At 45.7% G+C, this 25,426-nt stretch carries 21 protein-coding genes and 2 pseudogenes; 11 read left to right on the top strand and 12 right to left on the bottom strand.

The window, feature by feature from the left end; genetic code table 11:
• Positions 1-64: 64 nt before the first annotated feature.
• From QUB77_RS20905 to QUB77_RS20895, 3 genes are all read right to left on the bottom strand, one after another.
• Positions 65-535, bottom strand: a complete 471-nt coding sequence (locus tag QUB77_RS20905) for a GUN4 domain-containing protein (protein WP_333180273.1) — start codon at positions 533-535, stop codon at positions 65-67.
• Between the two features lie 53 nt (positions 536-588).
• Positions 589-1,413, bottom strand: a complete 825-nt coding sequence (locus tag QUB77_RS20900; protein ID WP_333180276.1) for a calcium-binding protein — start codon at positions 1,411-1,413, stop codon at positions 589-591.
• 70 nt (positions 1,414-1,483) lie between these two features.
• Positions 1,484-2,116 (bottom strand): transaldolase family protein, encoded by a 633-nt coding sequence (locus QUB77_RS20895; RefSeq protein ID WP_333180279.1) that lies wholly within the window; start codon positions 2,114-2,116, stop codon positions 1,484-1,486.
• A gap of 437 nt (positions 2,117-2,553) precedes the next feature.
• On the opposite strand from QUB77_RS20895, the gene QUB77_RS20890 reads away from it, so the two are divergent.
• Entirely contained in the window at positions 2,554-2,781 is a 228-nt protein-coding gene (locus tag QUB77_RS20890) for a hypothetical protein (protein ID WP_333180282.1), read from the top strand.
• Between the two features lie 176 nt (positions 2,782-2,957).
• Here QUB77_RS20890 and QUB77_RS20885 read toward each other — a convergent pair whose 3' ends face one another.
• Positions 2,958-3,626: an ElyC/SanA/YdcF family protein gene (locus QUB77_RS20885; RefSeq protein WP_333180284.1), complete on the bottom strand. Its 669-nt coding sequence runs from the start codon at positions 3,624-3,626 to the stop codon at positions 2,958-2,960.
• Positions 3,627-3,722: 96 nt separating this feature from the next.
• On the opposite strand from QUB77_RS20885, the gene QUB77_RS20880 reads away from it, so the two are divergent.
• Both QUB77_RS20880 and QUB77_RS20875 read left to right on the top strand, forming a co-directional pair.
• Entirely contained in the window at positions 3,723-4,394 is a 672-nt protein-coding gene (locus QUB77_RS20880) for an aminotransferase class IV (RefSeq protein ID WP_333180287.1), read from the top strand.
• A gap of 116 nt (positions 4,395-4,510) precedes the next feature.
• Positions 4,511-5,962 (top strand): anthranilate synthase component I, encoded by a 1,452-nt coding sequence (locus QUB77_RS20875; protein WP_333180290.1) that lies wholly within the window; start codon positions 4,511-4,513, stop codon positions 5,960-5,962.
• A gap of 156 nt (positions 5,963-6,118) precedes the next feature.
• On the opposite strand, the pseudogene QUB77_RS20870 reads toward QUB77_RS20875, so the two are convergent.
• The 3 genes and pseudogenes from QUB77_RS20870 to iscB all read right to left on the bottom strand — a co-directional run.
• Positions 6,119-6,411: pseudogene (locus tag QUB77_RS20870) on the bottom strand (IS1 family transposase); the annotation flags it as partial.
• Between the two features lie 272 nt (positions 6,412-6,683).
• On the bottom strand, positions 6,684-8,594 hold the full coding sequence (locus tag QUB77_RS20865) for an ABC transporter ATP-binding protein (RefSeq protein WP_333180293.1): 1,911 nt from the start codon (positions 8,592-8,594) through the stop codon (positions 6,684-6,686).
• 733 nt (positions 8,595-9,327) lie between these two features.
• Positions 9,328-10,605 (bottom strand): RNA-guided endonuclease IscB, encoded by a 1,278-nt coding sequence (gene iscB, locus QUB77_RS20860; RefSeq protein ID WP_333180296.1) that lies wholly within the window; start codon positions 10,603-10,605, stop codon positions 9,328-9,330.
• A 332-nt stretch (positions 10,606-10,937) separates the two neighbouring features.
• Here iscB and QUB77_RS20855 point away from each other — a divergent pair, with 332 nt between their 5' ends.
• Together QUB77_RS20855 and QUB77_RS20850 are read left to right on the top strand one after the other, a co-directional pair.
• The gene (locus tag QUB77_RS20855; RefSeq protein WP_333180299.1) at positions 10,938-11,291 is read left to right on the top strand and encodes a hypothetical protein; all 354 of its coding nucleotides are present in this window, start codon (positions 10,938-10,940) and stop codon (positions 11,289-11,291) included.
• Positions 11,255-11,503: pseudogene (locus tag QUB77_RS20850) on the top strand (hypothetical protein); the annotation flags it as partial. The gene QUB77_RS20855 and the pseudogene QUB77_RS20850, both read left to right, overlap by 37 nt.
• 102 nt (positions 11,504-11,605) lie before the next feature.
• Here QUB77_RS20850 and QUB77_RS20845 read toward each other — a convergent pair.
• A complete protein-coding gene (locus QUB77_RS20845) occupies positions 11,606-12,766 on the bottom strand; it encodes a quinone-dependent dihydroorotate dehydrogenase (RefSeq protein ID WP_333180302.1) in 1,161 nt (386 codons plus the stop codon).
• 83 nt (positions 12,767-12,849) lie between these two features.
• On the bottom strand, positions 12,850-14,040 hold the full coding sequence (locus tag QUB77_RS20840) for a transposase (RefSeq protein ID WP_333180305.1): 1,191 nt from the start codon (positions 14,038-14,040) through the stop codon (positions 12,850-12,852).
• Positions 14,041-14,239: 199 nt separating this feature from the next.
• Here QUB77_RS20840 and QUB77_RS20835 point away from each other — a divergent pair, with 199 nt between their 5' ends.
• Positions 14,240-17,161 carry a GAF domain-containing protein gene (locus QUB77_RS20835; RefSeq protein WP_333180308.1) on the top strand — a complete coding sequence of 974 codons (2,922 nt, stop codon included), beginning with the start codon at positions 14,240-14,242 and terminating at the stop codon, positions 17,159-17,161.
• Positions 17,162-17,395: 234 nt separating this feature from the next.
• Here QUB77_RS20835 and QUB77_RS20830 read toward each other — a convergent pair whose 3' ends face one another.
• A complete protein-coding gene (locus QUB77_RS20830) occupies positions 17,396-17,869 on the bottom strand; it encodes an ABA4-like family protein (protein WP_333180311.1) in 474 nt (157 codons plus the stop codon).
• Positions 17,870-18,136: 267 nt separating this feature from the next.
• Between QUB77_RS20830 and QUB77_RS20825 the strand changes: the two genes are divergently transcribed.
• Together QUB77_RS20825 and QUB77_RS20820 are read left to right on the top strand one after the other, a co-directional pair.
• Positions 18,137-19,150 (top strand): leucine-rich repeat domain-containing protein, encoded by a 1,014-nt coding sequence (locus QUB77_RS20825; RefSeq protein ID WP_333180313.1) that lies wholly within the window; start codon positions 18,137-18,139, stop codon positions 19,148-19,150.
• Positions 19,138-19,314: a hypothetical protein gene (locus QUB77_RS20820; RefSeq protein ID WP_333180316.1), complete on the top strand. Its 177-nt coding sequence runs from the start codon at positions 19,138-19,140 to the stop codon at positions 19,312-19,314. Before QUB77_RS20825 ends, QUB77_RS20820 begins: the two co-directional genes overlap by 13 nt.
• On the opposite strand, the gene QUB77_RS20815 is transcribed toward QUB77_RS20820, so the two are convergent.
• Positions 19,286-19,552, bottom strand: a complete 267-nt coding sequence (locus QUB77_RS20815; protein WP_333180318.1) for a hypothetical protein — start codon at positions 19,550-19,552, stop codon at positions 19,286-19,288. The two genes, QUB77_RS20820 and QUB77_RS20815, sit on opposite strands and share 29 nt — an antisense overlap.
• Entirely contained in the window at positions 19,530-21,029 is a 1,500-nt protein-coding gene (locus QUB77_RS20810) for an NAD(P)/FAD-dependent oxidoreductase (RefSeq protein ID WP_333180321.1), read from the bottom strand. The genes QUB77_RS20815 and QUB77_RS20810 overlap by 23 nt, the downstream gene beginning before the upstream one ends.
• 70 nt (positions 21,030-21,099) lie before the next feature.
• Here QUB77_RS20810 and QUB77_RS20805 point away from each other — a divergent pair, with 70 nt between their 5' ends.
• The 3 genes from QUB77_RS20805 to QUB77_RS20795 all read left to right on the top strand — a co-directional run bounded on the left by QUB77_RS20805 (position 21,100) and on the right by QUB77_RS20795 (position 25,395).
• Entirely contained in the window at positions 21,100-22,791 is a 1,692-nt protein-coding gene (locus QUB77_RS20805) for a hypothetical protein (protein ID WP_333180325.1), read from the top strand.
• Positions 22,792-22,976: 185 nt separating this feature from the next.
• Positions 22,977-23,972: a pentapeptide repeat-containing protein gene (locus QUB77_RS20800; RefSeq protein ID WP_333180328.1), complete on the top strand. Its 996-nt coding sequence runs from the start codon at positions 22,977-22,979 to the stop codon at positions 23,970-23,972.
• Positions 23,973-24,063: 91 nt separating this feature from the next.
• Positions 24,064-25,395: a serine/threonine-protein kinase gene (locus QUB77_RS20795; protein WP_333180332.1), complete on the top strand. Its 1,332-nt coding sequence runs from the start codon at positions 24,064-24,066 to the stop codon at positions 25,393-25,395.
• Positions 25,396-25,426: the final 31 nt, after the last annotated feature.

Genomic DNA, 25,426 nt, shown 5'->3' with positions numbered 1-25,426 from the left:
TTGAATTGCCCATCAAGTGCGATGTCTGCGGTTAGCTACGCGAGCGCGATTTTTTCTAACTTATTCAGCAAGCCCTAGTTATGCTTTTATCGCTGTCAACATAACTTTGCCAACTTAATGAAGCAACAGTTGGATACTGGGCAGGAAACTCCCCTGGTATAGGACTTACTTGGGAGCTCATGTTCCATCCTACTTGCTTGCTAAATTCTTGAATTTGACCTTCGCAAGTTCGACAGCTAGAACCGCCCACTTTCTGCCAAATCTCTAACTGTGGAGTCAATCCATATTTGCCATTGCTCGATTGCATCCACATTTGATCGATCGCGCGGAGGTTCGGACAAGACAGATTGGCGGGGTTGTTGCGGATCAGAGAGACTGTTTCTTGATCGGCTTCGTACCATTTTTTGGTTTCTAATAAGGATTGAAGTTTGCTAAATTCGCTGTTGCTTTCTTGTGAATGAGCGGTAAATGCTGGTTGCAAAACTGCAAGGAATGTGCCTATTAATGCGAGTGATTGTTTGCGAAGTTTAATCATGATGTTCCTCTGAGCAAAAGTGATTTAACAAATGACCAGTTTACCATCTCTCTCTAGACAGAGATGAAATTTTCAGAGCCGATGAGGTTCGGAGCAACGCCTGTCAAAGAAGCTAAAACTTCACCGCTGCTGCCTACTCTAATTAATGTGCCGTTAGTTCCCGGCGAAATTGATAGCTGTCCGAAGGTCAAGCCATTGATTAATTGAATGGTATCTTGAGAGTTGGCGAAATCAGAGATGGTATCAACTCCCAATCCCGCAGCTAAAACAAATACATCGTTGCCCGCGCCACCGACTAGAATATCGTTGCCCAAACCGCCGTTGAGGGTGTCAAAACCTTTTCCCCCAGACAGGTTATCGCTGCCGTCGCCACCATTGATGATATCGTTGCCCCGCAAACCCGTCAGCACGTCATCGCCTGCCAAACCGTTGATGGTGTCGCTGCCGGAAGTGCCTGTCAGGTTGTCGTTGCCGTTCGTGCCGTTGATGACGTTTGGAGGGTTATTGCTGCCACCTGGAGTGCTGCCGCTGTTAGAAACAAAAATGTCGCTTTGATTGTTAGTATCCCCCGGCAGGAGGTTGGATGCACCAGATGCAAACGCCACAAACCTCCCGTCGGCTGAGATGGAGGGGCTGGCGAAGTCCTGGGTGGAGGCGTTTCCCTGATTACCTGCTGAGTCTACAGAGAGGCGGGTGGTGGTATTGGTTAACAAGTCCCGCATGAAAATGTCAGCGGTATTGTTAGTGTCCCCCGGCACGAGGTTGGAGGCATCAGATAAAAACGCCACAAACCGCCCGTCGGCTGAGATGGAGGGGCGTACGGACCAGTTGTTCCCCTGATTGCCTGCTGAGTCTACAGAGACGCGAGTAATTGCCATAAGTCTTGGTGTTAAAAGGACAAGTTTAAAAATCCCCGAATCTTACTCACAACATACAAGATAGCCAAGCTCATATTCCCCGCCCGTTTTTGGCAAATTCATCAACAGTTTGCTGCGATAATTCATGAACAGCCATCGCTTGCAAAACGTCAAAAGGCAATGTCAAATGATGTGCTCCTGCTAACAAAGTCTTTACCGCTTCTTCCGGCGATTTAATGCTAGCTGCCAAAATCTCAGTATTAGTTCTGTGCAAAACATTTGCCATATCCCGCACTAAGGCAAAACCGTCTCCCAGGAGTCTGGTGGCGCGATTCACGTAGGCGATCGCATATTTGGCCCCAGCTTCCGCCGACACCGCAGCCTGCGCGGCGCTGTATATCGCCGTCACCGCGCAAGGAATGGACGGTGACAAATGCGCTACTGCTTGGAAACCCGCAGCCGTTGCTGGAATTTTCAACACTGTTTGCTGTCCAATTAATTCAAAAGCAGCTTTTCCTTCTGCTACCATGCCATCAACATCAGATGCCATTAGCTGATAATACACTTCCCCAGGAGTCAGTTGTGCCAGTTGTTTAAGGGTTTGCTCAGGAGATAACTCGCTTTTTGCCAAAAGTGTCGGATTAGTAGTAATTCCCGCTATCCATCCGAACTTGCTCGCCCGTGCGGCTTCCGCTACAATTGCAGTATCAACATAAATTGCCATCGGCTCTACACCTTCAGTTTGTTAATAATTTCCAGACGGTTGCTTGCAGATTGATATAAATCCGAGCTAAATTAATTGTTAATCTTTAACACTATCAGAATCTCGGAAATATTACTGTTAAGTAAATATAACACTTCAGTGATGTGCATCATCGGTAGTAGTGCATGAGTTTTGACTTTAACAGGACTTAGGCTCAGAAATCCCGTTTCTTACAAAAAATTGGTAGAGGACGACCTATCGGTGAATAAATCGCCTTTCTGAGGAAAATTGGCTAAGTGCTATTTAAGATAGCTAACAACTGAAATCAAAACTTTTAAGTGAGTTGGTAACTGCGATTGTCGGGTAAGGAAAACTTGACTCCCCAAATCCCGGATACAAATAAATTACATTTGTATTAAGGGTTATGTATGCAATAACTCCAGGAGGTGACTCAGAAAATGACCGAAGAAAAAAATCAGCAGCCACAAGTCAGCCTTGAGACATCTTCTGAACAACCCCTGTTGGAAAAACCAGCAGAAACTGCTGAAGAATTGTCGATCAATGTTAAGTCTGAAAATCTGTCTCAAGCGGTTGAAAATAACGCCGAAGACCGTTTGAAGGCTCTAGGCCGCTTAATGATGGTGAGCCTAACTTGGTCGCTAGCGGGGCTTTCAAAACGCGAGTAAGTTATGGAACACTACCGCAACGGGCGAGTTATGATTTGTGAGTTGTGTTGTAAGTTTTGTTTAACTCAAAACTTACAACTCCCGGACTTACATGATGTCCGGTTCGCTGTAATAAAACCCGTTTTTAGTGAAGACTTTAGTCCTTAAAGCAAGGACTAAAGTCTTCAACATATCACTCATAACTTTTCTTTAATTCCTTCAAACGGCCCTAAAAAAGTCGGTTCTGGACGGGTAACGCGCACTTCCCAAAGCGCTTTGAGGACGGCCAAAAATTCGCGGAAACTGTAGCGAATCATGCCCTTTTGGCGAAATTTGCCCCAATCCGGCGTTCCTAAACCGATCGCCTCTACGCCCAACTGGCGGCAGGTATAAACAGCGCGGGCTAAGTGAAAGTTTTGGGTAACTAAAACAGCCTGCGTTATGCCAAAAATCTCTTTCGCCCGGTAGCAACTTTCATAGGTGCTAAATCCGGCATAATCAAGAATGATATTATTAATCGGTACGCCCTGGGCTGCGGCGTAGTCCTGCATTGCTTGGACTTCGTTGTAATCGACGCTGCTATTGTCTCCTGTCATCAAAAGTTGATCCACTCGCCCCGCTTTGTACAAATCGACGGCTGCTTGCACTCGATCGGCTAACATTGGGCTTGGAGTACCATCTTCCCAAACTCCGGCACCAAAAACTATAGCGATGGGTTCTGTCGGCACGCTAGCTATATCGCTGTAGCGGTAGTTGCGGGTAACAAATCGGACGTAGTAGTTGAGTGCTAGGGGTGTGAGCACCGAGGTTAATATTAAGAGCCCGATGGTATGGCGCCATTGAAATATAAAGGATTTAGGCAACATAAATTTAAGTTAACTTCCTATATAATTACACCAACAGGAACCTTTGCGGGTCTAAAAATTGTGTAGTTACGGAATTTACATTATATTGAAAAAAATATGATTCAACAACAGCAAAAATTTGACTTGCTGGAATCACTTTTATGGGAACCCAAAAACGGCTATTTTTTGCTAGACAGACATCTTCAAAGATTAGAGCGATCGGCTGATTATTTTAATTTCCCCCTGTCGCTAACAGAAGCAAGCAAAGCTTTACAAGCATTAAGTATGACTTGCGGGTCAGTCAAACAAAAAATACGGTTAACAATATCTTGTGAGGGAAACATAAAATTACAGGCTCATACACTAGATAGCGGTATCTTAAAAATCGGTGCATCTGTCGGAATTGCCAGTAAACCGATCGATTCTCAAAACCCATTTCTTTACCACAAGACAACTTACCGATTGCCTTATACAATGGCTTTGGAGTCGCAGCCCGAATATCAGGATGTTTTTCTGTGGAATCAAGATGGAGTTATCACCGAATCCACGATCGCCAATATCGTGATCGATACACCCGCAGGTCTAATCACACCTCCCGTCAAGTGCGGTTTATTACCGGGGACGTTTCGTTCTCAACTTTTAGAGGAGGGAAAAATCAGAGAAGAATTAATTACCTTAGATGATTTGCACAGTACCCAAACTCTATTTCTCATTAACTCCGTTAGGGGTTGGATACGCCTCAAAAAAGAAGCAAACCGAGATGTTTGGAAAGTTATCAGTAATGGTTGAGATAACGCTTTCAATCGATTTTAGTAGGTGCGAACTGTACACCTTACTACTACAGATAGTGTCAAAATTGACTCGTAGCGTAAGTCCTGAAAGTGTTAACCATAGTGCAATCTATTATGAAACAAATACAACCTTGGCATTGGCGAAAGCTTCCCCTAAATCAGCGCAGCGGATCTGAGATTTTTCAAACTTTATTTCTCGGTCAAACTGCCGACAGTGCAGGCTCAATATCGGATTGTTTTCCCCGCGATATGGCCGTTCTGCTAGAAAGTCCAGTTACATCTTCTACTAACTGGGCACGATATTCTATTTGTGCAGGTTCTCCCCGGATAATTGATGGTAAATCTCTGCTATGGACACCGCCAGTCGGTGAAATTTTACCTTTTTTGCGCGCTCTTTTGGACTCTCAAAAGCAAAATTTAGCAGTGAATGTACCGCCGGAAATTCCTTTTACTGGGGGTTGGTTGGGATGGCTAGGTTATGATTTAGCATGGGAAATCGAACACCTGCCCCAACTCAATACCGATCCGCTTCCTTTCCCGGTTAGCTGTTGGTACGAACCAGAATCTTTTGCGGTTTTAGACCGTCAAACGCAAATTCTCTGGTTGGCTGCGAGTCAACCTTCTCAACTCGATGTTATGCAGCATCAATTAGAGCAAACCGATCGAGAAATAATCCCGAATAATTTACCGGAAAACTATCAACAAAATTCCCCTAGTCCTATTTTCCAATTATCTGAGAGTGAGTATAAAGAAATAGTGCGAAAAGCTCAGAAGTATATTCATGCAGGCGATATTTTTCAGACTAATTTATCTTTGCGGTTTGAAGCCCGTACAGATTGCAGTAGTTGGTCAATTTACCGCGCTTTGCAACGAATCAATCCTTCGCCTTTTGCAAGTTATTGGCAAACTCCGTGGGGGGCGATAGTTAGTTGTTCGCCGGAAAGACTCGTTCAATTATTAGGAAAAAAAGTGGATACTAGACCGATCGCGGGAACGCGACCGCGCGGTTTAACCTGCATTCAAGATGAGCAGTTAGCACAGGAATTAATAGAGAATATCAAAGAAAGAGCCGAACATATTATGTTAGTTGACTTAGAGCGCAACGATATCGGGAGGGTGTGTGAATGGGGTTCGGTAAAAGTTAACGAATTTCTGACCGTTGAACGCTACAGTCACGTGATGCACCTCGTCAGTAATGTTATCGGTACATTAAGACAAGATTGCGACGCGATCGACTTAATTCGAGGGGTATTTCCGGGCGGTACGATTACAGGTTGTCCGAAAGTGCGCTGTCTGGAAATCATCGAAGAATTGGAACCAGTGAAGCGCAATTTATTTTACGGTTCCTGCGGTTATTTGGACTGGCGCGGGAACCTGGATTTAAATATTTTGATTCGCACCCTTTTATATGCACCAAAAAGTGACGGTACGACCGGGGGAGTTGTTTGGGGACAAGTGGGTGCGGGGATTGTTGCTGATAGCGATCCAGAAAGGGAATGGCAGGAGTCGCTGCATAAAGCTCAAGCTCAAGTTAATGCTTTGAAATTAGCGGAAATATTTGATTAAATGCGTCTTAGCTCAAGGGAGTTTTTAAGATTATTAAAAATTACGATCGCCGATTTACTTTAGATGTAATACTTATTAAGTTTGTGTAAAAATCAAAATATTGTATTAAGGTTAGGAAAATGTTGATATGGTATTGCCATGATAGTTTTTTGGTAGTCATGCAGAGTAATGATATTGTTTTCTTCTGCAATAATTATAGTGATGTACAAAGTTAAAAATTGCCCCAATATGGTGCAAGCAGTTTTTTTGAGAAAGACAAGGTTTTACGAACCAAAGGAGAAATTCGCTGCCGTAAAGTATTATTAAGTCTTTCAATATGACTGGTTTTTCCCGATTCTTTGCCTACAGGTCGATGTCTTTTAAAAGGTAGCACTTCCTCATCTAGATTCCCAAAAATCAGTATAACAAACAGCACATTGTCTATAGACAGGAGGTAAAGATTGCCAGAGATCGGACTGAGCTCCTCCAAAAAGCCATCTATATTCTTTACCCCCAGGATCGTAGCCGATCGCGATCGCATCCTTTTCCCAAATCTCCAGTACGTTTGCACTTTTTCCGAAATAGTCCGTCCTGCGGCTATTTGCCTTGCTGTCCTTAATATTGGTTCATGAGCAGCCTTCTGTGCCGCTGGGTCAGTTAATGCCAGTGCTATTCCCAGTCAGGCAGTCAACGCCCGCTGATTGAAGCAAAAGAATCACAATAAGTTCGCTATGTCGTGCCCCTACTCGATGCAGGGTTTGTGCGTAAGTCCTGTTGATTTTACTGTACCGTAGCCCAACATTCGGTAGTAGAGTCCCTGTTTGGTAAGGAGTTCGGCGTGAGTACCAGACTCAAAAATCTCGCCCGACTGCATCACAAAAATCAGATCGCAGTCTACGGCAGTCTCCAGTCGGTGCGTGACCAAGATGATGGTTCTGTTGCGACGTAGACGTTGCAGAGTCTCTAGTACCCACTGCTCGTGCTTCAAGTCCAGCGCATTCGTGGGTTCGTCGAGGATGAGTATAGGAGCCTTAGTGACGATCGCCCGCGCAATAGCTAGGCGCTGTCGCTGTCCGCCTGAGAGGTTCTGACCGCCCTCCGCGATCAAGGTATCATACTGCTCCGGCAAGGTTTCGATGAACTCGGCTGCCCCAGATTCGACCGCCGCTTCCCGAATATCGGAGAGCAGAGCATCCGGGCGACCGTAGGCGATATTCTCGGAGATCGTTCCGGGGAATAGTGGGCTGCCTTGCGAGACGAGCGCCATGTGCTTGCGAACATCGGCAATCTTAAGGGTGCGGAGGTCGAAGCCGTCGAGGAGGACGCTGCCCGATGTCGGGTCGTAGAAGCGCGGCAAAAGATTGAGCAGCGTGCTCTTTCCCGTTCCGCTAGGGCCCAAAAACGCCACCATCTGACCCGGCTCGATACTAGCACTGATGTTCCGCAAGACGGGTTGCCCAGGGTTGTACTCGAAGCTAACGTCGGCAAGTGCTAGTGTGCGGGGATGGACGGGAAGCGATCGCGCATCAGGCTCATCTTTTATGGCGGGCGGCTCGTCAATGACCGTAAAGACGCGATCGCATGAAGCTACAAACGTCTGGATCTTAGTAGTAAACCCCAACACCCAACCTATCGGGTCCCAGAACTGCCCCAGGTACGCCATGAATACGAGCAGATCGCCGATGGTTACGCCACCCTGCACCGGACGCAAAAACTGGTCGCGATAAACTAGGTATCCGCCGTAGCCTAAGATTACCCCGCTTCCCAGGGCGAAGACTACCTGAACCGCTAGCGGATAGAGGTTTTCTTGCCAATTGAGTCGCATAGACGCCTTGACGCTGCGTTCGACCGCCTGCCCGAAGCGCCGCGACTCGGTTGCTTCTCGACCGAAGGACTGGATTAGTCCGATCAAATCTATAGCTTGCTGCATGGTTGAGGTCATCACCGCATCGGTCTGCTTCGACTCAAGGGCTCGACTCCTAATCCTTCCCTCGAAGTACCAATTCGCCAGTATTAGAAGCGGAGTGAACGAAAGCGCAAACACCGTGAGAAGGACATGGCGCGACAGCATGATCCAGATCATCGCCGTCAGCGTCACCGATGCGGCGGTGGAGCCGATAAGCGTATCGATTACCCCCCAGGGGCCGAGGCTGTCGTAGCTCAACCGATAGATTGCGTCACCCTGCGATCGGGAGCCGTGCCAGCCGAGACTCAGCGCCTGCATTTTGTCGTAGAGTTCGGTGCGAACCCGCAAGGTTCCGTTGTACTGGATGCGGTAGTTCAACATCCTACGGAGCATAAAAACGGTCTCGCTCAGGATTTTAATAATCATCGCGACGAATGCCATTCCGAAAATTCGGTTCAGCGTGCTTTCACCGAACGGAGCAAGAAACAGCGTATGAATCCAGTTGGATTTCGGATTTGGTGATAAAACCGTATCGACTAGAATTGCTATCGGCCAGGCGTTGAGAAGGTTGAAAAATACCGATGCTCCGATCAAAAGCAAGAGCGTGACGATCAGCCATAAGTCTTTGCGGAAGTAGGAAATGGAGCGCAGGACGATCCGCACCAACCAATGTTGGTTAATTAACGGCATCACCATTTTTGGTGAATTATTCTGGCTCTTCAAACGTGCTTTGAATGGAAAATTCATAAATATACTGGGTGCCTCTAAGTAAGACAATGCACCAATTAGGAAGTTTCACCCCAGTCAGAGAAGCTAGAAATTAACTTTGAGTTATAACCTTTGTTGTCAAGCAGGGCAGATGGAATGTGAGATTATTCGACTGGTGCAAGATGTAAGTATAGTTTCGTTGTTCAAGGGTAGCTAGATAGAAAGCGAGATCGCGCGTGCTTCCTGGTGTGATGCAAAGCGCGAAACTTTTGGCAAAGCGATCGCTTTCGTTGAGACTATCTCAACTTTTTAATCGGAACTTCCCCCCTGTGGTCGATCGCATCCAAGCAAAACCTCCATCAGTCGGGCAATCGGGCTAACGCCCTCCCTCAATAGATGACTACAATATTAGGGAAACCTTCAGTAAATCCAAAGCTCTCTGTTGCAAAGGAGCTGGCATTGTCAGCTTGTCGAAACTAACTGAAACCAGACGCAATTTAGGCGAGACTCGATTTTTAGCGATTGTCAATAAAATTGTTATTAACGTCCGAAAACTTGGAACTGGAAAACTCTCAGAAGTACATTTTGTTGAAGCTTTCCGTTTTGCTGGAGTGGATGACTTAACCGGAATAACCACCTAAAATGCGACAATTCCCCAGACGCTATAACCGAGGCGGATATATCGAGCTCCGCGAGTACCGCCAACGGATTAGCGTCTGGGGAATTGTCGCCCATAAATAAGTTGCCCGACAGGGCATCCTTGTTTTTAGGACTAATATTCATAGCCATCAGCCTTATGAATAGTTTTCAGATGTTTTGGATGCACGTCAAAACATTTGTCTCTTGCGGTTAGCTTAAAACTTGGTCTAAACCGAATTGCAATTGGGCCTGTGTAGCTTCCTGCATATTTTCCAGTGAGGACGTTAGCTTTCACCAAGTCCCCAGTTTGAAAACCCATGAAGAACTTTTGCGCCGGTGCATGACGAATGGGGAACCCAAATCTGTCGGTTCCGCAGCGCTGTCTTCTTCCGTGTCCCTTAGCCTTAATTAGCAAAGATTTCACGCTATTTAGCAGTAGTCTTTCGGGAGTTGATTCCCCGACACAAGCTGCATCAGTCCAATGCTGTTTTTCTATTCCCCTGGTTTGGCGGTTGAATTTTGTTCGTCCCCCTGAACCCAATTCCACGGGCAGTCCGGTTAACTGTAGTCTTCTGTATAGCTCCCAACGAGTAGCATTGACGGCTGCTGCATCCAGTAGAGGTGTCTTGGCTTGGGCTAGTATCCGCTGAAGGATTTCAGGTTTTTTCTTTAGGAATTCTTCAACGGGTTTACTTCCCTTGGCTTGGTTGCAGGAATGGCAACTAAGACACAGATTGCTGACCCGATTACTTCCTCCCTTAGACTTGGCGAGAATATGCTCAACCTCGAAAGGAACATTTGTCGCACCGCAATAAGCGCACTTCCTATTCCATTTTTGCAGTAAATATTCCTTAATTTCAAAACCGAATAATTCGCCCCTTTGATATTCGACTCCAGAAATTTCAGGATTCTGGAACTGTTGTAAATCGAAACGCACCAATTCTTGAGAAATGGCGGTAACGGGACAGACCTTTCTGATTCGCCTAACCCAGGTTTCAATATTGGCAACACGGCTATCAAGAGATGGTGGCAACCATCCTGGTTTACGGGTTCTGTTTAAAAAACGGGGTTGGCGGTAACTGGTCTTTCTGTTGCGACGCCCTCTTCTGAGCGATCTGCGAGATTCGAGAGCCTCTTTAATTTGTTGCCCTCGGTGAGCAATTTCTAATGCGTTCGTGACGCGACCAGTTTGCTCTTGAACCACGGCAATACCCGTAGTTTTGCTACCTGGGTCAATTTTGATTCGGTGACAGTGAGTTACCGAATCTTCGAGAATCCTATCCTGTAAAACAATAGTAAACGGATAGCGTTTAAGAACCTTAGCCCTCCCTTTTTTCAATAGTTCTCTTGCCCGTGCTGGGTGGCATGGGTCAAGAGGTTTCAAGTTTTTATCTAGGACAAATGTACGCATTACTGCATCACTCAATTTCTTGGTTAAGTTTGCCTCGACGATGTTAAGACTCGGTACTATCTGAGCAACACTGGCTTTCCCTTAATCACCTGTTTAATTGCTCGGTTGTAGAGCTTGAAACTGGCACGCATTTCAAGGTACGAAATTTAACGCTTGGTCTTAACGCCTGCTAGTCAAGAACTAGCCGTCTGGTCAACAGGCTTTTTCAAGCCCACACCAGACCCTTCGGGTTGGTGTGCGGTAGTTGACTCCTCATCCTCAAACAACGACGGACGGTAATCGTTGACACATATGCTCTTCTAAGTAATAAGCTAACACACATAAAAACAGGTGTGCAAGCACCAACAGAAGTTGTATCACTAGGAACAACACCCACAGCATCACTTATAACGGAAACACCACCAACACCGTTCGCTTTATTGCCAGTGCTAACAGCACCGCAGCCGGAAGCATCAGCAGCAGAACCAGTCCCCGCTCCATCCAAGGAGAGTAGTTTGACTCATCGACTCCAAGCACCCGACAAAGAAGCAACGGTCAGGTTTACGGTGGATATGTCCGTCGGGAGAGCACGGCAAGCTGTCGATGCTGGCAGCCAGGACGGGGCGCAAGAAAGTGGATATTGTGCGGATGTTGCTAGAGGACGGGTTGAAGGAGGTGGAGGGGTAAGGGGTGGAAGAATATTTTGAACAATCTTCGTATTATACTTCAACCTTTTACCATATTTAACTTAATTCAGCCGGGGCTTACAGTCTTTCCTATTCCTCAATTATCTTTAGGGTTTGCTAAACTTCAATCTATCGTTTATAGGCTTAATTACTCAATTTTTATATTTCTGTCTCACCCTGATTTCTATTTTTATTCTGCCTCAAGTGACATAAGAGAGTTAATAACTTGTTAGAGTCGGTGCGTAAATCCTGCTGCCAGAATTTATTATACTTTTTCAACAATTCTTGTGGGGCAGACATCCTGCCTGCCCAAGACTTACTTTTCACTGGTATGTCTATTGATTGCCCGAACCAACTGCGTGGGAAATTGAATTAAATCCTTTTTCTTCTAACTTTTGCAGCAAACCTTGGAGAATCCGACGCACCATCCAAGGGCCTTCGTAAACCCAACCGGTGTAGACTTGAATTAAACTCGCACCGGCGGCTATTTTTTCCCAAGCATCTTCGGCGGTGAAAATGCCACCAACTCCAATTATGGGTAATTCGCCTTTTGTATATTGCCAGATAAATCGGATTACTTCTGTCGATCGCTCTCGCACAGGAAGCCCGCTAATTCCCCCGGCTTCTTCAGCGATTGGTTTGCCTGTTTCTCGCAATATTTGTGTTTTCAGTCCGTCGCGGCGGATGGTGGTATTTGTGGCGATAATTCCTGCTAGTTGGTAGGTTTTTGCTAAGTCGAGGATGGATACGATCGCCTCGGGTTCCAAATCCGGCGCAATCTTGACTAAAATTGGCTTGGTGCCCTGATTTTCTTGTTGCAAAATTTCCAAAATTGTGGTAAGCCCAGCAGCATCTTGGAGCGATCGCAACCCAGGCGTATTCGGAGACGAAACGTTGACTACAAAATAGTCGCCCCAATCTTTCAGCAGCTTAAAACTCTCTAAATAGTCGGCTGCGGCTTGCTCTAACGGTGTTACCTTAGATTTACCGAGATTGATGCCCAACGGGAACCGAGACAGAGGCATAGGGCGCGAGGCATCGAACTTTGACTGCTTTTGTGCTGCCTGAAACCGGGCAGCCATTGCCGCGGCTCCTTGATTGTTAAATCCCATGCGGTTGAGGGCTGCACTGTCCTGAGTCAAGCGAAACAAGCGAGGTTGGGGGTTTCCCGGCTGTGGTTGACAAGTGACAGTTCCGAGTTCGGCACAGCCAAAGCCAAAATTTGCCCAAATGTCAGCAGCTACGCCGTTTTTATCAAATCCGGCAGCCAAGCCGACAGGATTGTTAAAGCTCAGTCCCCACAAAGATTGTTCGAGGCGAGAATCTTGGACTCCCAAAGATTTCTGCAATCGAGAGAGCATTTGGCTGGTTGCGGGGTTTGACTGGGTTCTGGCGGCTAGTTCGAGAACTTGGAGAGTGCGGTTGTGCAGCCACTCGGCATCGGTTTTCAATACGGAAAACAACAGCGGGCGTACACCTGATTGATAAATATCCAATGATTTGTACTGGGGCAATTTACAAATTAGAAATGAGAAGGGAATTGACACTCCCCAGCTATCAGGCGAGGGGATTCTTTGATCTACGAGCCGACTTGCTCTGACTGGATTTCTCCAACCAAAGTAGAGGTCAATTCTCCCAAAGCGTTGCTTGCTTCTAGAGCAAAGGTTCCGGTATGCCCTACCGTACCCAATCCCCGACTTAGGATAATTCTAGCGGCGTTAAAATCTCTATCCATCAGACATCCACATTTACAAGCGTGAGTTCTGGTGGATAGTGTTTTTTTGACCATTTCACCGCAGCTAGAGCATTCTTGGCTGGTATATTGCGGACTTACCGCAACCGTTACGCGCTTAAATACTTTTCCAAAATATTCAAGTCCAACACGGAATTGATACCAAGATGCGTCGTTAATAGACTTAGCTAGACAATGATTTTGCACCATATTTTTGATCCTCAAATCTTCGTAGACTATCAAGTCGTTTGACTGAATTACGCACCTTGCCAACTTCACGGCATGGTCTTTACGCTGCCTACTTATTTTGAGATGGCGCTTACCTAAAATCTGTCTGGCTTTGCCTCTGTTTTTTGAACCTCTTACTTTTCTTGATACTCCACGCTGACTGCGCTTAAGAACACGTTCACCTTTTCTCAGGAATCTAGGGTTTTCAACCGTGACTCCGTTTGAATCGGTGTAATATTCTTTCAATCCAACATCTAGTCCAATCGTATTACCTGTTGGTTCTGTCTTTTCCTGTCGGTTAACATCAATGCAGAACTGGACGTAGACACCATCAGCACGTTTTACCAGTCGAACTCGTTTAATCTGGCTGACTTGATAAAAATGCAAGTCTCGCGTACCTTTGAGCTTGAGCTTGCCGATTCCTTTCTTGTCGGTAAAAGTTATCGACTTTCTGTCAATTGCAAGTTTCCACCCAGTCGATTTATAGTCAACGGAGCGACAATCTTTCTGGAACTGCGGATACCCTTTTTTACCAGGAACCTTTTTCTTGCAGTTTTCGTAGAACCGAGAGATAGCTGCCCAAGCGCGTTCGGCACTTGCTTGCCTTGCTTGAGAGTTGAGCTCGTCAGCGAACGGAAAAGTCGCTGCCAGTACAGCGCAATATTTGTTCAAGTCGTATTTATTCTTTTTAGGATGGTCCATCCAATAGCGTAAGCAGCTATTGCGAACAAACTGAGCAGTGCGAATTGCTTCGCTTACCGCGTTAAACTGACTTGATTTTCCGTAAGCTTTAAACTCAAAAACTAGCATTGCTCTTACCTCCAGTTTTATGCTATAGCCGTCAGCACAAAATGGGTGAGTATGCAATGAAAGTTTACAATTAAAGCCGTCCTAGAAGGACAGGGTTTTAAACCCAGAATTTTTGATAAGTTGATTCTTTGGCATTTTAATTTTTGGAATTTTTAAGTTAGTAATTTTAAATTATACAAAGGTGCGGGGAAGCTTGGAAATGGGGCAGCAGCAAAGACCAAAGGATTTAGACGAACAAATCGCGACCCTAGAGCGCGTTCTCCAGACTCTCCGAGAAGAGGAGAATGTTGAAGTGCTACTTTCGACCACACTCGGTTACTTGGAATCGGAATTTGACTGGCGGTTGATTTGGATCGGGTTGTACGATCGACAGGCCCACAGATTGTTCGGCAAAGGTGGTATAACTCCTAACGGCGACCTGTCTTTTCTCAAACAGCGGTTTGCCCTCAGTCCGGGGGATTTGCTGGAACAAGTGGTGATTCAACTTCGGCCGGTGGGAGTTGCGGATTTGCGATCGGAAAACCGAGCCGGAGAATGGCGCAAAGCAGCTCAAACTTTCAATATTCAAGGCACGACTCTGTTTCCGCTGCGCTACAAAGACCGCTGCTACGGCGTAATTTTGCTCGGGAGTGACGTGTGGGGAGCGTCGCCAAAGTCGGGGGAAAAAACGCAGTTGGCGATCGTATTTGGAGCGCTGGCAACTGCTCTTTATCAAATAGAAAAAGACTGGCAGCGACAACAAGTTAAACACCCAGATGAGTCTCTTTTAGCGCTGATTTCGCAGTTGGGGGAACTGCGATCGCTCGACCAATACTTGCAAGCTGTTGTCGAACAAACTCATGAATTTATCGAGCCGACGCGCACCAATGTTTATTGGTTCGAGCGAGAGCGGCGCTATTTTTGGCGACGAGTCAGCAACCGCGAAGTTACTCCGGGTTTGGGGGGGCCCGGCCGAGCGGCTTCGGGCATCACCGTCCAAGACTTGGGCGAATTTTATCAGGCTTTGGGCAGGGAAGAAATGGTTTGGATCGGTGAATCTCAAAGTTCTCTGAAAACTGAGCTGACAGGGCGATTGATGCAGCAAATCCGCGCTCGCTCTCTGTTGGCTGCGCCGATTGTTTCAGAAGGGGAATTGTTAGGATTTTTGGCAGTCGAAGCCGGCGAGCCCCGGATTTGGCAAGACAATGAAAAGCATTACCTGCAGGGAGTGGCGCAGTTAGTGGCTCTGACGGCTCCGGTGTCGGAGATGGAGGAGAAAATTCAGCAAATTGAGATCGATCGAGATTTAACTGCCGGAATAGCTCGGGCCATCTACAGCGATGCTGACTGGGAGGCCACTTTAAAAAATACCGCCGAACAGTTGTGCGATCGGCTCAAATGCGAATACTTTTTGCTGCTGCTGTACGGCGAAGAACAAAATCGCTTTGAAATTGTCTGCCAAAATCTGCCCCGCAACCGCAGGTCAGTGCCGTCGCCGCTCAACGCCCTCGATGTGGCTGACGTGGGGCTGTTGCAAGAAAGCGAACCTGTGGCTATTGAAAATTGGGAGGAAGACCGGCGGTTGAGCGCTTGGCGGGAAGTGTTGGGGGAGGCGGGGGTGCGATCGCTTTTGGCATCGACCACGAGGGGGAAAAAGAAAGAGGGAGAAAACCCGAATCTAAAATCGAAAATCGCCAATCGAAAATCGATCGAGGGTTTGCTGGTTGTCGGACACAATGCAACTCGCACTTGGAGGCGATCTGAGCAAGAATTAGTTCGGCTAGTGGGCCAACAGCTAGGATTGATCTTGCACTCGTGGCAGCAGAGTTCGGCAATCGACAAATATCAGCAATTTGAGCGCTCGCTCAATTCGGGTTTGGCGGTTTTGCACCATTCTCCTGATGAGCAATCTGAGCAAGAAATATCTGCTGCTTCACCGACGATGTTCCCAGAGTTGCCACTACAAAAGCTCGATCGTAACTTTGCTCAACACGTTTCCCAGACAATTTCCTGTCCTTTAGTAGCCGTAATTACTTGGAATCCGGGTCAGGAGGAAGGTTCCATCGTGGCGACGGTAGCTGCCAATCCCGTATTTGCCCTCAATCCCGAGGCGGTGATTCCTGTCAAAACAGATGCTTTGATCCAACAAACCCTGGCAGAAGCGGGCGTGCTGCAACAGAGCACGAGCCAACTGCCGCTGGCGACGAAGCGGTGGCTCCGCAGTCCGGGAATTGGCGAGATTCTGACGGTGGCGCTGCGGACTGCCCCAGAACACGCTGCGGCGGGCATTGTGGTGGCTGCGGACGCTCCGGGCCGCCAGTGGTCGGAGTTGTCGGTGAGTTTACTCAGCTCGATGGCGTCTCAGTTGGCTTGGTGGCGCAGGTATTTGGCGGTGCAATCGGCAAGCGAGTCGCAGCGATTGGATCTGGAGCTGCTCAACTGGTACAAACAGCGCCGTTTTGAGGAGTTTTACCGCACTGTGGGAGCGGGGGTGAAGGAGTTGGGGGAGTTGAGTCAGTCGATTTTCCAGTCAGTGAAGGAACAAAAGGATGCTCTGAAAACTTTGCGCTACCAACAGGTTTTGCGACAAATGGGCAATGCTTTGGGGTCAACTCATTTGCTGCTGAAACAGGAACATTGGCGGCTGCAATTCGCACAAGATGCGGTGCCTGTGAGCGCTTGGCTGAGGCGATCGCTCGATCGAACTGCCTCCTTGGTCAAACACTCGCAAGTCTTGCTGGAAGTGCACAGAGAAACTGCTGTGTCGATGCCTGCGGGTCAGACTTTGAGCGTTCGCGGCGACAGCATTAAGCTCGATTTGATACTGTGCGAATTGCTGGCGGCGGCTTGCAGGCGCTCTGCTGTTGGCGCCAAGATTGAGATTCGCTCTCAGTTGTTGGGAGAAGATTGGCTAGAATTGTCTGTGAGCGATAGCGGCGCGTGCGATCGACACTTAATTGCTGCCTTCAACGGCGGTTCCGAACCCGATATATTAGCGGTTTCTAGTTCCAATAGGTCGATCGTCCAAAATCTCTTAATTTGTCAGCGAGCGGTACGCTTAATGGGGGGAAACTTTTCTATAGAAATGTTAGAAAACAATTTAATTGTGGCTCGTTTAGTGCTGCCCATAGCCAATTCTTAATATTGCCCAATATTGTAAAAGTTCCAAGCTGCGATCGAGGATTGTAGGGGCGGGTTTCACCAACAATAATTGCCTAAAACCCATAATTTCCTAAACCCGCCCCCACCCAACAGTAAACCGCCATCTACCTCTTTCAAAATACAAGGATCTGGTTTAGCTACGCTCTATATTGTTATTGATATCTTGCGCCCTTCTTAGGGACGAACGGGCACGAGCGGCCCGTTCCAAAATACATCAATTTTCTTGTGTGGTGGGCATCTTGTCCGCCCCTGAAAGACTTTCAGAACTAGGGAAAAACCTTTCAGTAATCCAAGCAGTTACAATATGAGAAAGCAATCCCATCGGCCCAGCAAAAAAACACAAAGCCAAAGAGTGAACCGTCCAAACTCCTGTCCGCTGTCCTTCCCAATAAATCCAGCGCCCGACAAACAAGTCCATCACTAAAAAATGTATCCATCCCGTAGCCGCCGCTGTTTCCTCCCCCAGAAACTTAGCAATATCTGCTAACTTGGGATTGGATAAAGCAGCCGCATTCTCCGCAGTCAGACTGCTACCAAACAAATATATGTACAAAACGGCTAGCACGGCAAACGGAATAAAAGAATTCATCACTTTTCGGGTAATTCCCCAGTTTGGTAATAAAATCATAATTGCCCAGAAAGGCACAACGAACAGATTACCGACATTAAAAATTAGTTCTGGTGTCATAGTTGGCTCTTGGCTCCTGCAAATACAATTCAATTAAGGATGTTAAGATTACTTTACACAATTTTTGCTGAAATTTCTCAAAACCCGAAAAAAATCTCATTCACAAATGAAATAGAATTGCTATACTTATCTAAAATAGCAAATCTAGGACTTACACAAAAATTCGTTTGAGGCGCTACGGCCGTAAGGTGCGCATTGCGCACCCTACATAATTAGGTTTCGCGCGAATCTAAAATCGCAAATCTAAAATCGCAAATCTAAAATCCCATGACAACAACTTATAATAACTTTCCCGATTGGTGCAAGCAAAAAGAGAATCTCTCGCTTGATGCTAAATATACGGTAGAAATACTGTTGCAAATATCAGACACTACCGAGTGCGATCGAGCCAACGCACTGCTTTCTAACACAACAGAGCTTAACCTCAAAAATCTTCAAATTACCGATATCAGTCCACTCTCATCTTTCACTAAACTTACTAATCTTATCCTCGGCAGTAATCAAATATCTGACATCGCTCCCCTGCAATCTTTAACAAATCTGAAAACTTTGATTATAGATGTTAATCAAATATCAGATATCAGCCCGCTTTCATCTCTAATAAATCTGACTCAACTCGTTCTCGATACCAATCAAATCTCAGATATCAGTCCCCTAGCAGGTCTAACTAATCTTACCGCACTTGTCTTGTTTGACAACAAAATTTCCGACATCACTCCGGTGAAAAACTTAACTAACTTAAAGGCGCTGATTCTTTACAACAATCAAATTTCAGATATCGCTCCTCTGGAAAATTTAACTGAACTCCAGACACTCTACCTTTACAATAATAAAATATCGGATATCACCCCGCTGGCTTCCTTAAAAAATCTCCATACGCTGTTTCTATTCGGAAATGAAATATCTGAGCTTACTCCGTTGAAAGCTCTAACTAACTTAAAGAAATTGGTTTTATTCCAAAATCAAATATCAGATATTACTCCTTTGACATCGCTGACTAATTTAATTGAACTAAACCTCGGTAACAATCAAATATCCGACATCAGTCCGCTGAAATCGTTAACTAATTTGAGTGAACTTTATCTGTTCAACAACCCGATTTCGGATAGCAGCGCGCTGCAAGCTTTAAATAATTTATTTTTGCTAGACTTGTACAACAATCAAATCTCTGATATCAGTTCCCTGCAATCTTTGCAAAAGTTAACTACCCTGGACTTGCGCGGGAACCCCATTGTTAATAAAATTTGCCCTGTCAATCCTGAATCTATATGCCGGTTTTAATTATTAAGACCGAGGCAAGATGGCCGTTTATAGAGTATAATGTCAAAGGTCAATATCAGGAGAAAGTGATGAGCGGACACGATGCTTTGATGTTAGGATTGCTGCTGTTGCCAGGTTTGGCTTTGTCGATCGCAATTATGGGCGCTTTTGCCGCTGGTGGATAATCAGTTTTGGCAGCAGGCAGATTTTGTAAAAAGTAGTTTTTTCATCGTTTTCATCGTTCCCAGGAAGAGCCTGGGAACGCATTTCACTCTTGCTATGGCTCCTGTTTTTTTGCAAGCGAGGCTCGGACTCTGGATCTCGGTTCCCAGCCAGCGCCAGGGAAGCAGTTAATTTTCCTTCTTCCTTCTTCCTTCTTCCTTCTTCCTTCTGCCATAACTTACAAAAATTGTGCTGTAACATCCGAATTTACCAAAGTATTCGCGCACAAAATACCCGATGCTGCGACAGCGGGAACCCCAATTCCAGGCATGGTGCTGTCTCCCACCCGATACAAGCCTTTGACTGGTGTTTGCGGCCCCGGAAATGTGCCTTTTCCGGCCGCAATTGCAGGCCCGTAAGTTCCTTGATATCGGCGTAAAAATCGGGCGTGGGTTAGCGGTGTGCCGATCGACTCTAAGACTATTCGCGATCGCAAATCGGGTATAATTTTTTCTAAAGCTTGAAACAGAGATTGCGATCGCTCTTGCTTTTTTTGCTGATAGAATTCCCCATATTCCCAACCTTCGTAAGGTTCCAATGTATAAGCATGAACGGTGTGATGTCCGGGCGGCGCCAGAGTTGCATCCCACACTGTAGGAATCGAAATCATGCAAGTATTTCCGGGTACTGTAATGTCAATCTTGCTGTCGTGAACGACGACGTGGTGGCCGGTCAAACCTTCGAGCCCTTCGGCTTTAATTCCTAAATGCAGGTGCATGAAACTGTCTACTGCTGGCATCGACAAAGCGCTTTTTCGGTAGCTGGCCGGCAAATCTTCAGGGCGCAGTAACTTTGTATAAGTATCCCAGACGGTGGCATTTGAAATAACAATTGGGGCGCGGATAATTTCGCCATTTTTCAAGCGAACGCCGGTGGTTTTGCCGGATTCAACTAATATTTGCTCGACGGCAGATCCCAGGCGCAATTTTCCTCCCCAGCGCTGCAAGCCTCTGACTAAAGCATCGACGATCGCACCGCTGCCACCTACAGGATATTCGATCGCACAGCGCGATCGTTCGCCAATCATAAAAGCTATTTCCGGCGCGACAGTTCCGTGCGCTTTCAAACCCGACAGCAAAAAGCACTCCAAATCGATCAAACGCCGCACCCAAGGATCGCGCACATCCCGATCCATCAAGGAACCGGCAGAACCCGCGATCCCACCTACTAGCGGCAATAGCTTCAGCAAAGCAGGCGAGTACCGAGACAGCAAAACAGGTATTAACTGCCAGTCGGATCTCAGCGCTAAAGCCGGAATTCCACGCAAAGCTTCATACAAAACTAATAAATTTTGTTGAAATTGCTGTAATTCTACAGCACCTTGCGGTGCGAAGTTAGCTACAGCATCTAAGTAACTTCTCGCATCAGCATAAATCGGTAAACTTCCCTCGGGAAAATGGTAATGCCCCAGCGGATCGTAGGAAATTGCTGCGATCGATTCCTCCAAAACATCAAAAACTTGCCGCAAGGGATTGAACGACTGGGGATCAGTCAAACCGCAATAAAAAGAAGGCCCCGAATCAAAGTGAAATCCCCGGCGCGAAAAGCTGTGAGCGGCCCCGCCCGCTATGATGTGGCTCTCGCAGACGAGCACCCGCTTGCCGTAACGAGCTAGCATCGAGCCGGCGACTAAGCCCCCAATACCGCTGCCAATGACGATCGCATCAAAGTCTTGCATTTATCAAATGTGGTATAATTGTATTATTTCTTGCTGAGTGTTGACAGGGTATTTTTATGGGAGGAAAACTATGAAAGCTTTATCTATTTTAGATGAAGTTGTTCGCGAATTAGAACAAGACGTGAATCTCTCGCGCATTAAAAAAATAATATTTTTTGCTTGTAAAGAGTCCTGGGAAAACGATCCTGCCCAACTCGCCAGCGCAGATGTAAGGCTTTTAATTGAAGAGCTGTGCGCTAAATACAGCAGGTTAGAAGATATTGAAGCAGTTTTAAATAATATAGTCTCTAAGGTTAATAAAAAAACCGAGTATGCTTTAGTAGCCGATCTCATAGTCTGTCAACTTAGCAGGCTGTATGAATTTGAAGATTTCACCAAATTAGAAATAAACATATCTAGTTTTGGCGGTCAGGAAGCTCCCGCATTTGAAGATCACTTTAGTTCGGAAGTACCCAGCAGCGAAGAAACTGCAAGAAACCCAGGCCAATTATTTGATGTTAGACAAAAAATTTTGCAGCAAACAAATCCGCTGAGGGCTAAAATCCTAATTTTTTCTACTCTTTATCACGAGTTTACTTTTAGCGATCGCGATTGGCTACTGCTGAAAACTCAAGAACTTGACAATCTACTGCGACAACTGTTTAATATCTGTGGCAGCCTAGCCGAACTGGAATCTCGATTGTATACAACTGCTAGCAATCTCGACAACAGAGATGAAAACGACCAAGCTGCGAGCGTAATCATCAAAGCGATGACTCCTTGTTACGCAAAAATCCAACAGGAAGAACCCCATGAAGCCGAATCTTCGGCTAGTGAAGATTACGATCAGACACATTTAAACAACAGTGTTTATGAAGAGAGCGAGCTGGTGGACAGGCGCACCGATTATTTTGATCCAGGCGAGATTACTCAAATCCTTCAAGCTGCTCCCCCTCACTATCATTATGACCCCCAAAAGAGTTACTTAGTGCCGGACACGGCAGCAAATGTACAGTTTAAAGAACCCGAAACCAGCAATAATTATCCTACCGATTTCAGACAGGAAATGGTAGAAACATTCCCAGTTGCAGAAATGCCGACTATTATCGAAATTTTAGAACCGGCGGCTCCTGTTATTATAAATATTAGCGATTCCATCAAACGCAAGTTGGAATTGGAAGAAGAAATGACAGAATTAGTGAGTCAAAGTGCTAACTCTGCAACGGTGCAAATAGAAAATATATTCACCCAGTTAGAAGCTGCTTTGAATGGAAAATTTTCAACGGGAAGTGCAGAAGAGCGTTTGTACTGGAAATATAAAAATCTCAGAGAGTATCTAGGAAAGGTTCAGAAATTTACCGATAAATTGCTGGAAATCTTGATCGAATTGGAGTCAAAAGAAAGCCGAAAATATCCTTCTGAAGTACCCGAAAACCTGAGCGACGATATTTCAGAAATACCGCAGGAAAACTCTAGCCATAAAGCAAATCAGTATCAGCTTCTGGAAATGGCAAAGCAAGGCAAACCAAAGGCGATCGCCCAATTGATCAATCAATTGCTACAGCCTAAAGGAATTGCTGCTACAGTAGGATTTAAAGACGGTTGGCTCCATGTAATTCTGGAGTCTGCTGAAGTACCAAACCAACAGGCGACAGCTACCTACATTCACAAAAAACTGTGTACTTTAAAATCAAAATATCTTACTCATGTGAAAATTCACGGGCGACAGTTAGGCAGCAAAACAATTTTTTGGACTCAAGAATTTGTCACTCAAACTCATTAAATGCTCGACTCAAGTCTGAGGCTACACAAACTAACTCGGCTTGCGTCAACTGAAATTAAAGAAATTTGATGAAATTTCTCAGACTAAAGTCGGGCGCTATAAAAACTAAGTCCGCCTGCGCGAACAGAAATTTAACAAGTCTACAAATAGCAGCAGATTGTACCTAATTAACAACAAAAACAAATATGAATGCCAGCGAAATTTTAAGGCGATATACATCAGGAGAACTAGATTTTCAAGGTATGAATCTCCGAGGCGTATACCTGAGCGGTGCCGATTTAATTGGCGTCAATTTAAGCAGTGCTGACCTCTGCGGTGCAAACCTAGCGATGTCATATCTAAGCCGAATTAACCTTCAGCGCGCAAATTTAACTAAGGCCAAGCTGTGCGGTGCTAACTTAAATCAAGCCAACTTGAGCGGAGCAAATTTGTCCGATGCAGACTTCCACGGAGCGACTTTGCAAGGTGCAGACTTTCGCAAAGCTAACATCTCTTTGGCAGTTTTTATTGATGCAAATTTGAGCGATGCAGATATGCGAGGTGTGAATTTGCAAGGTGCAGATTTGCGCGGTGCGTGCTTGCGGGGTGCAAATTTGCGGAAGGAGGTGCGGATTTTTGAGGGTGCAAATTTGCGGGGTACAAATTTGCAAGGTGCAGATTTGCGGGGCGTCAATTTGCAAGGTGCAGATTTGACTAAAGCTAATCTCAGTCACGCTAATTTGACTGAAGCATTTCTGGGAGAATCAAATCTGACTCAGGCAAATTTGAGCGAAGCTATTTTAGATGGCGTATTTTTGACTGAAGCAACTTTGGTAGAAACAAATTTTTCCTGGGCTGTAATGGCTAATGCTAAGTTGGAAAGAGCTGTGTTACTTGATGCTGAATTGGCTGGCGCTAATTTGCGCGGTGCATTTATGACTGATGTTAAGTTGAGCAATGCTAATTTAATTATGGCTGACTTGAGTCGAGCGAATTTGGTGCGAGCTGATTTGAGTCGAGCTAATTTTAATCAGGCAAATTTGAGTGAAGCTGATCTGACTGATGCTTACATGGCTAGAACAGATTTGCGGGAGGCAATTTTGCACCGCACAAGTTTGATTAGGGCAGATTTGAGCACTGCTAATTTATCAGGTGCTCAGTGGCGCGGTACAATTATGCCGAATGGAGAAATGCACGGGTAATTACTTGTAGTAGCAATTTAACGCTCTCGGCAAAATAGTTAATTTAATAGTTAAGGCAGTTTCGTAATATCAAAAAAAAGAGGGATCTGCTGTGTTAGATTCAGGAAAAATTTTACAAGAACGTTATCAATTGCAACAGCGTTTAGGACGCACAGCGGCCGGTCATCAAACTTGGCTAGCAGTAGATTTAGAGTCTCAAGAACAGGTGACGCTGAAAATGTTAGCTTTTAGCCCGGAAATGCACTGGGAAGAGCTCAAGCTTTTTGAAAGAGAAGCACAAGTTTTGCAGGCGCTGAATCATCCCCGCATTCCTTGCTATCGAGATTATTTTTCCCTGGAGCGGGAAGCCGGAGCAGGATTGCCTTGGTTTGGGTTAGTGCAAGATTATATTCCGGGATTTTCCCTTCAGGAATTGTTAGAAAAAGGCAAGAGATTTTCCGAAAAACAAGTACGGAAAATTGCCAGCGAAGTGCTGGAAATTTTAATTTATTTGCATGAATTAAGCCCCCCAGTTTTGCACCGAGATATTAAGCCGAGTAATTTAATTTGGGGGGAAGATCAGCACGTTTATCTAGTAGATTTTGGGGCGGTACAAGCTCAAGCGGCGGTGACAGGTGTAACGTTTACAGTGGTAGGAACGAGTGGCTATGCACCCTTAGAACAGTTTTGGGGGCGGGCGGTGGTGGCTTCGGATTTGTATGCTTTGGGGGCTACTTTAATTCATTTGTTAACGGGGATGACTCCTGCGGATTTGCCACAGAAAGATTCTCGGATTCAGTTTAGCGATCGCGTGAGTGTGAATCCTAGTTTGGTAAGCTGGATTGAGAAGATGACGGAAATCGCGTTAGAAAAGCGTTTCAGCAAGGCTAGAGACGCTTTAGCAGCTTTGAAATCGGGAAACATACAAGGGGCTAATCTTCAAATTGCGACTGTTCGGAAAATTGCTAAACCGCGTCACAGTCGTATTCAAGTTAGCAAATCAGCGACGGAGTTAAACATTAAAATTCCGTCTACTTTAGTCAGCCAGCCTTTTTTAGGTGCTTTTATAGGATCATTAATTATACTGCTATTTGTGCCGATGATGTTATTAGTTTGGAAAGTAAATTCCCTTATGGGATTAGGATTGTTTACGATTATAGCAAGTATCTTAGTTAAGATGTTGGGCAATGGTAATAAAATTACATTTAACCGGAACTACTTTAAAGTGGAACATCAGATATTTGGTTGGAGTTATTTACAACAAACTGGGGAAATTTCGGAAATTTTGGGTACTTTTATATATGCCCTGGCTGAGGGAAATCAAATCAGGATTCGTTCAGGTAACGATATGGGAACTTACTTTTATATTTTAGCAAAAAATTTGAAAGAGGTTGAGGCGGCTTGGTTAGCGCAAGAAATTCAAGATTGGTTAAATTTAAGATAAATTTTGGTAGGGCGAAGCCTTGGTGATTAAT

This window comes from Microcoleus sp. AT9b-C3 (assembly GCF_036705485.1).
Taxonomy (GTDB): Bacteria; Cyanobacteriota; Cyanobacteriia; order Cyanobacteriales; family Microcoleaceae; genus Microcoleus.
The sequence above is the reverse complement of the archived record's forward strand: the minus strand, read 5'-3'. Positions and strand labels throughout refer to the sequence as shown.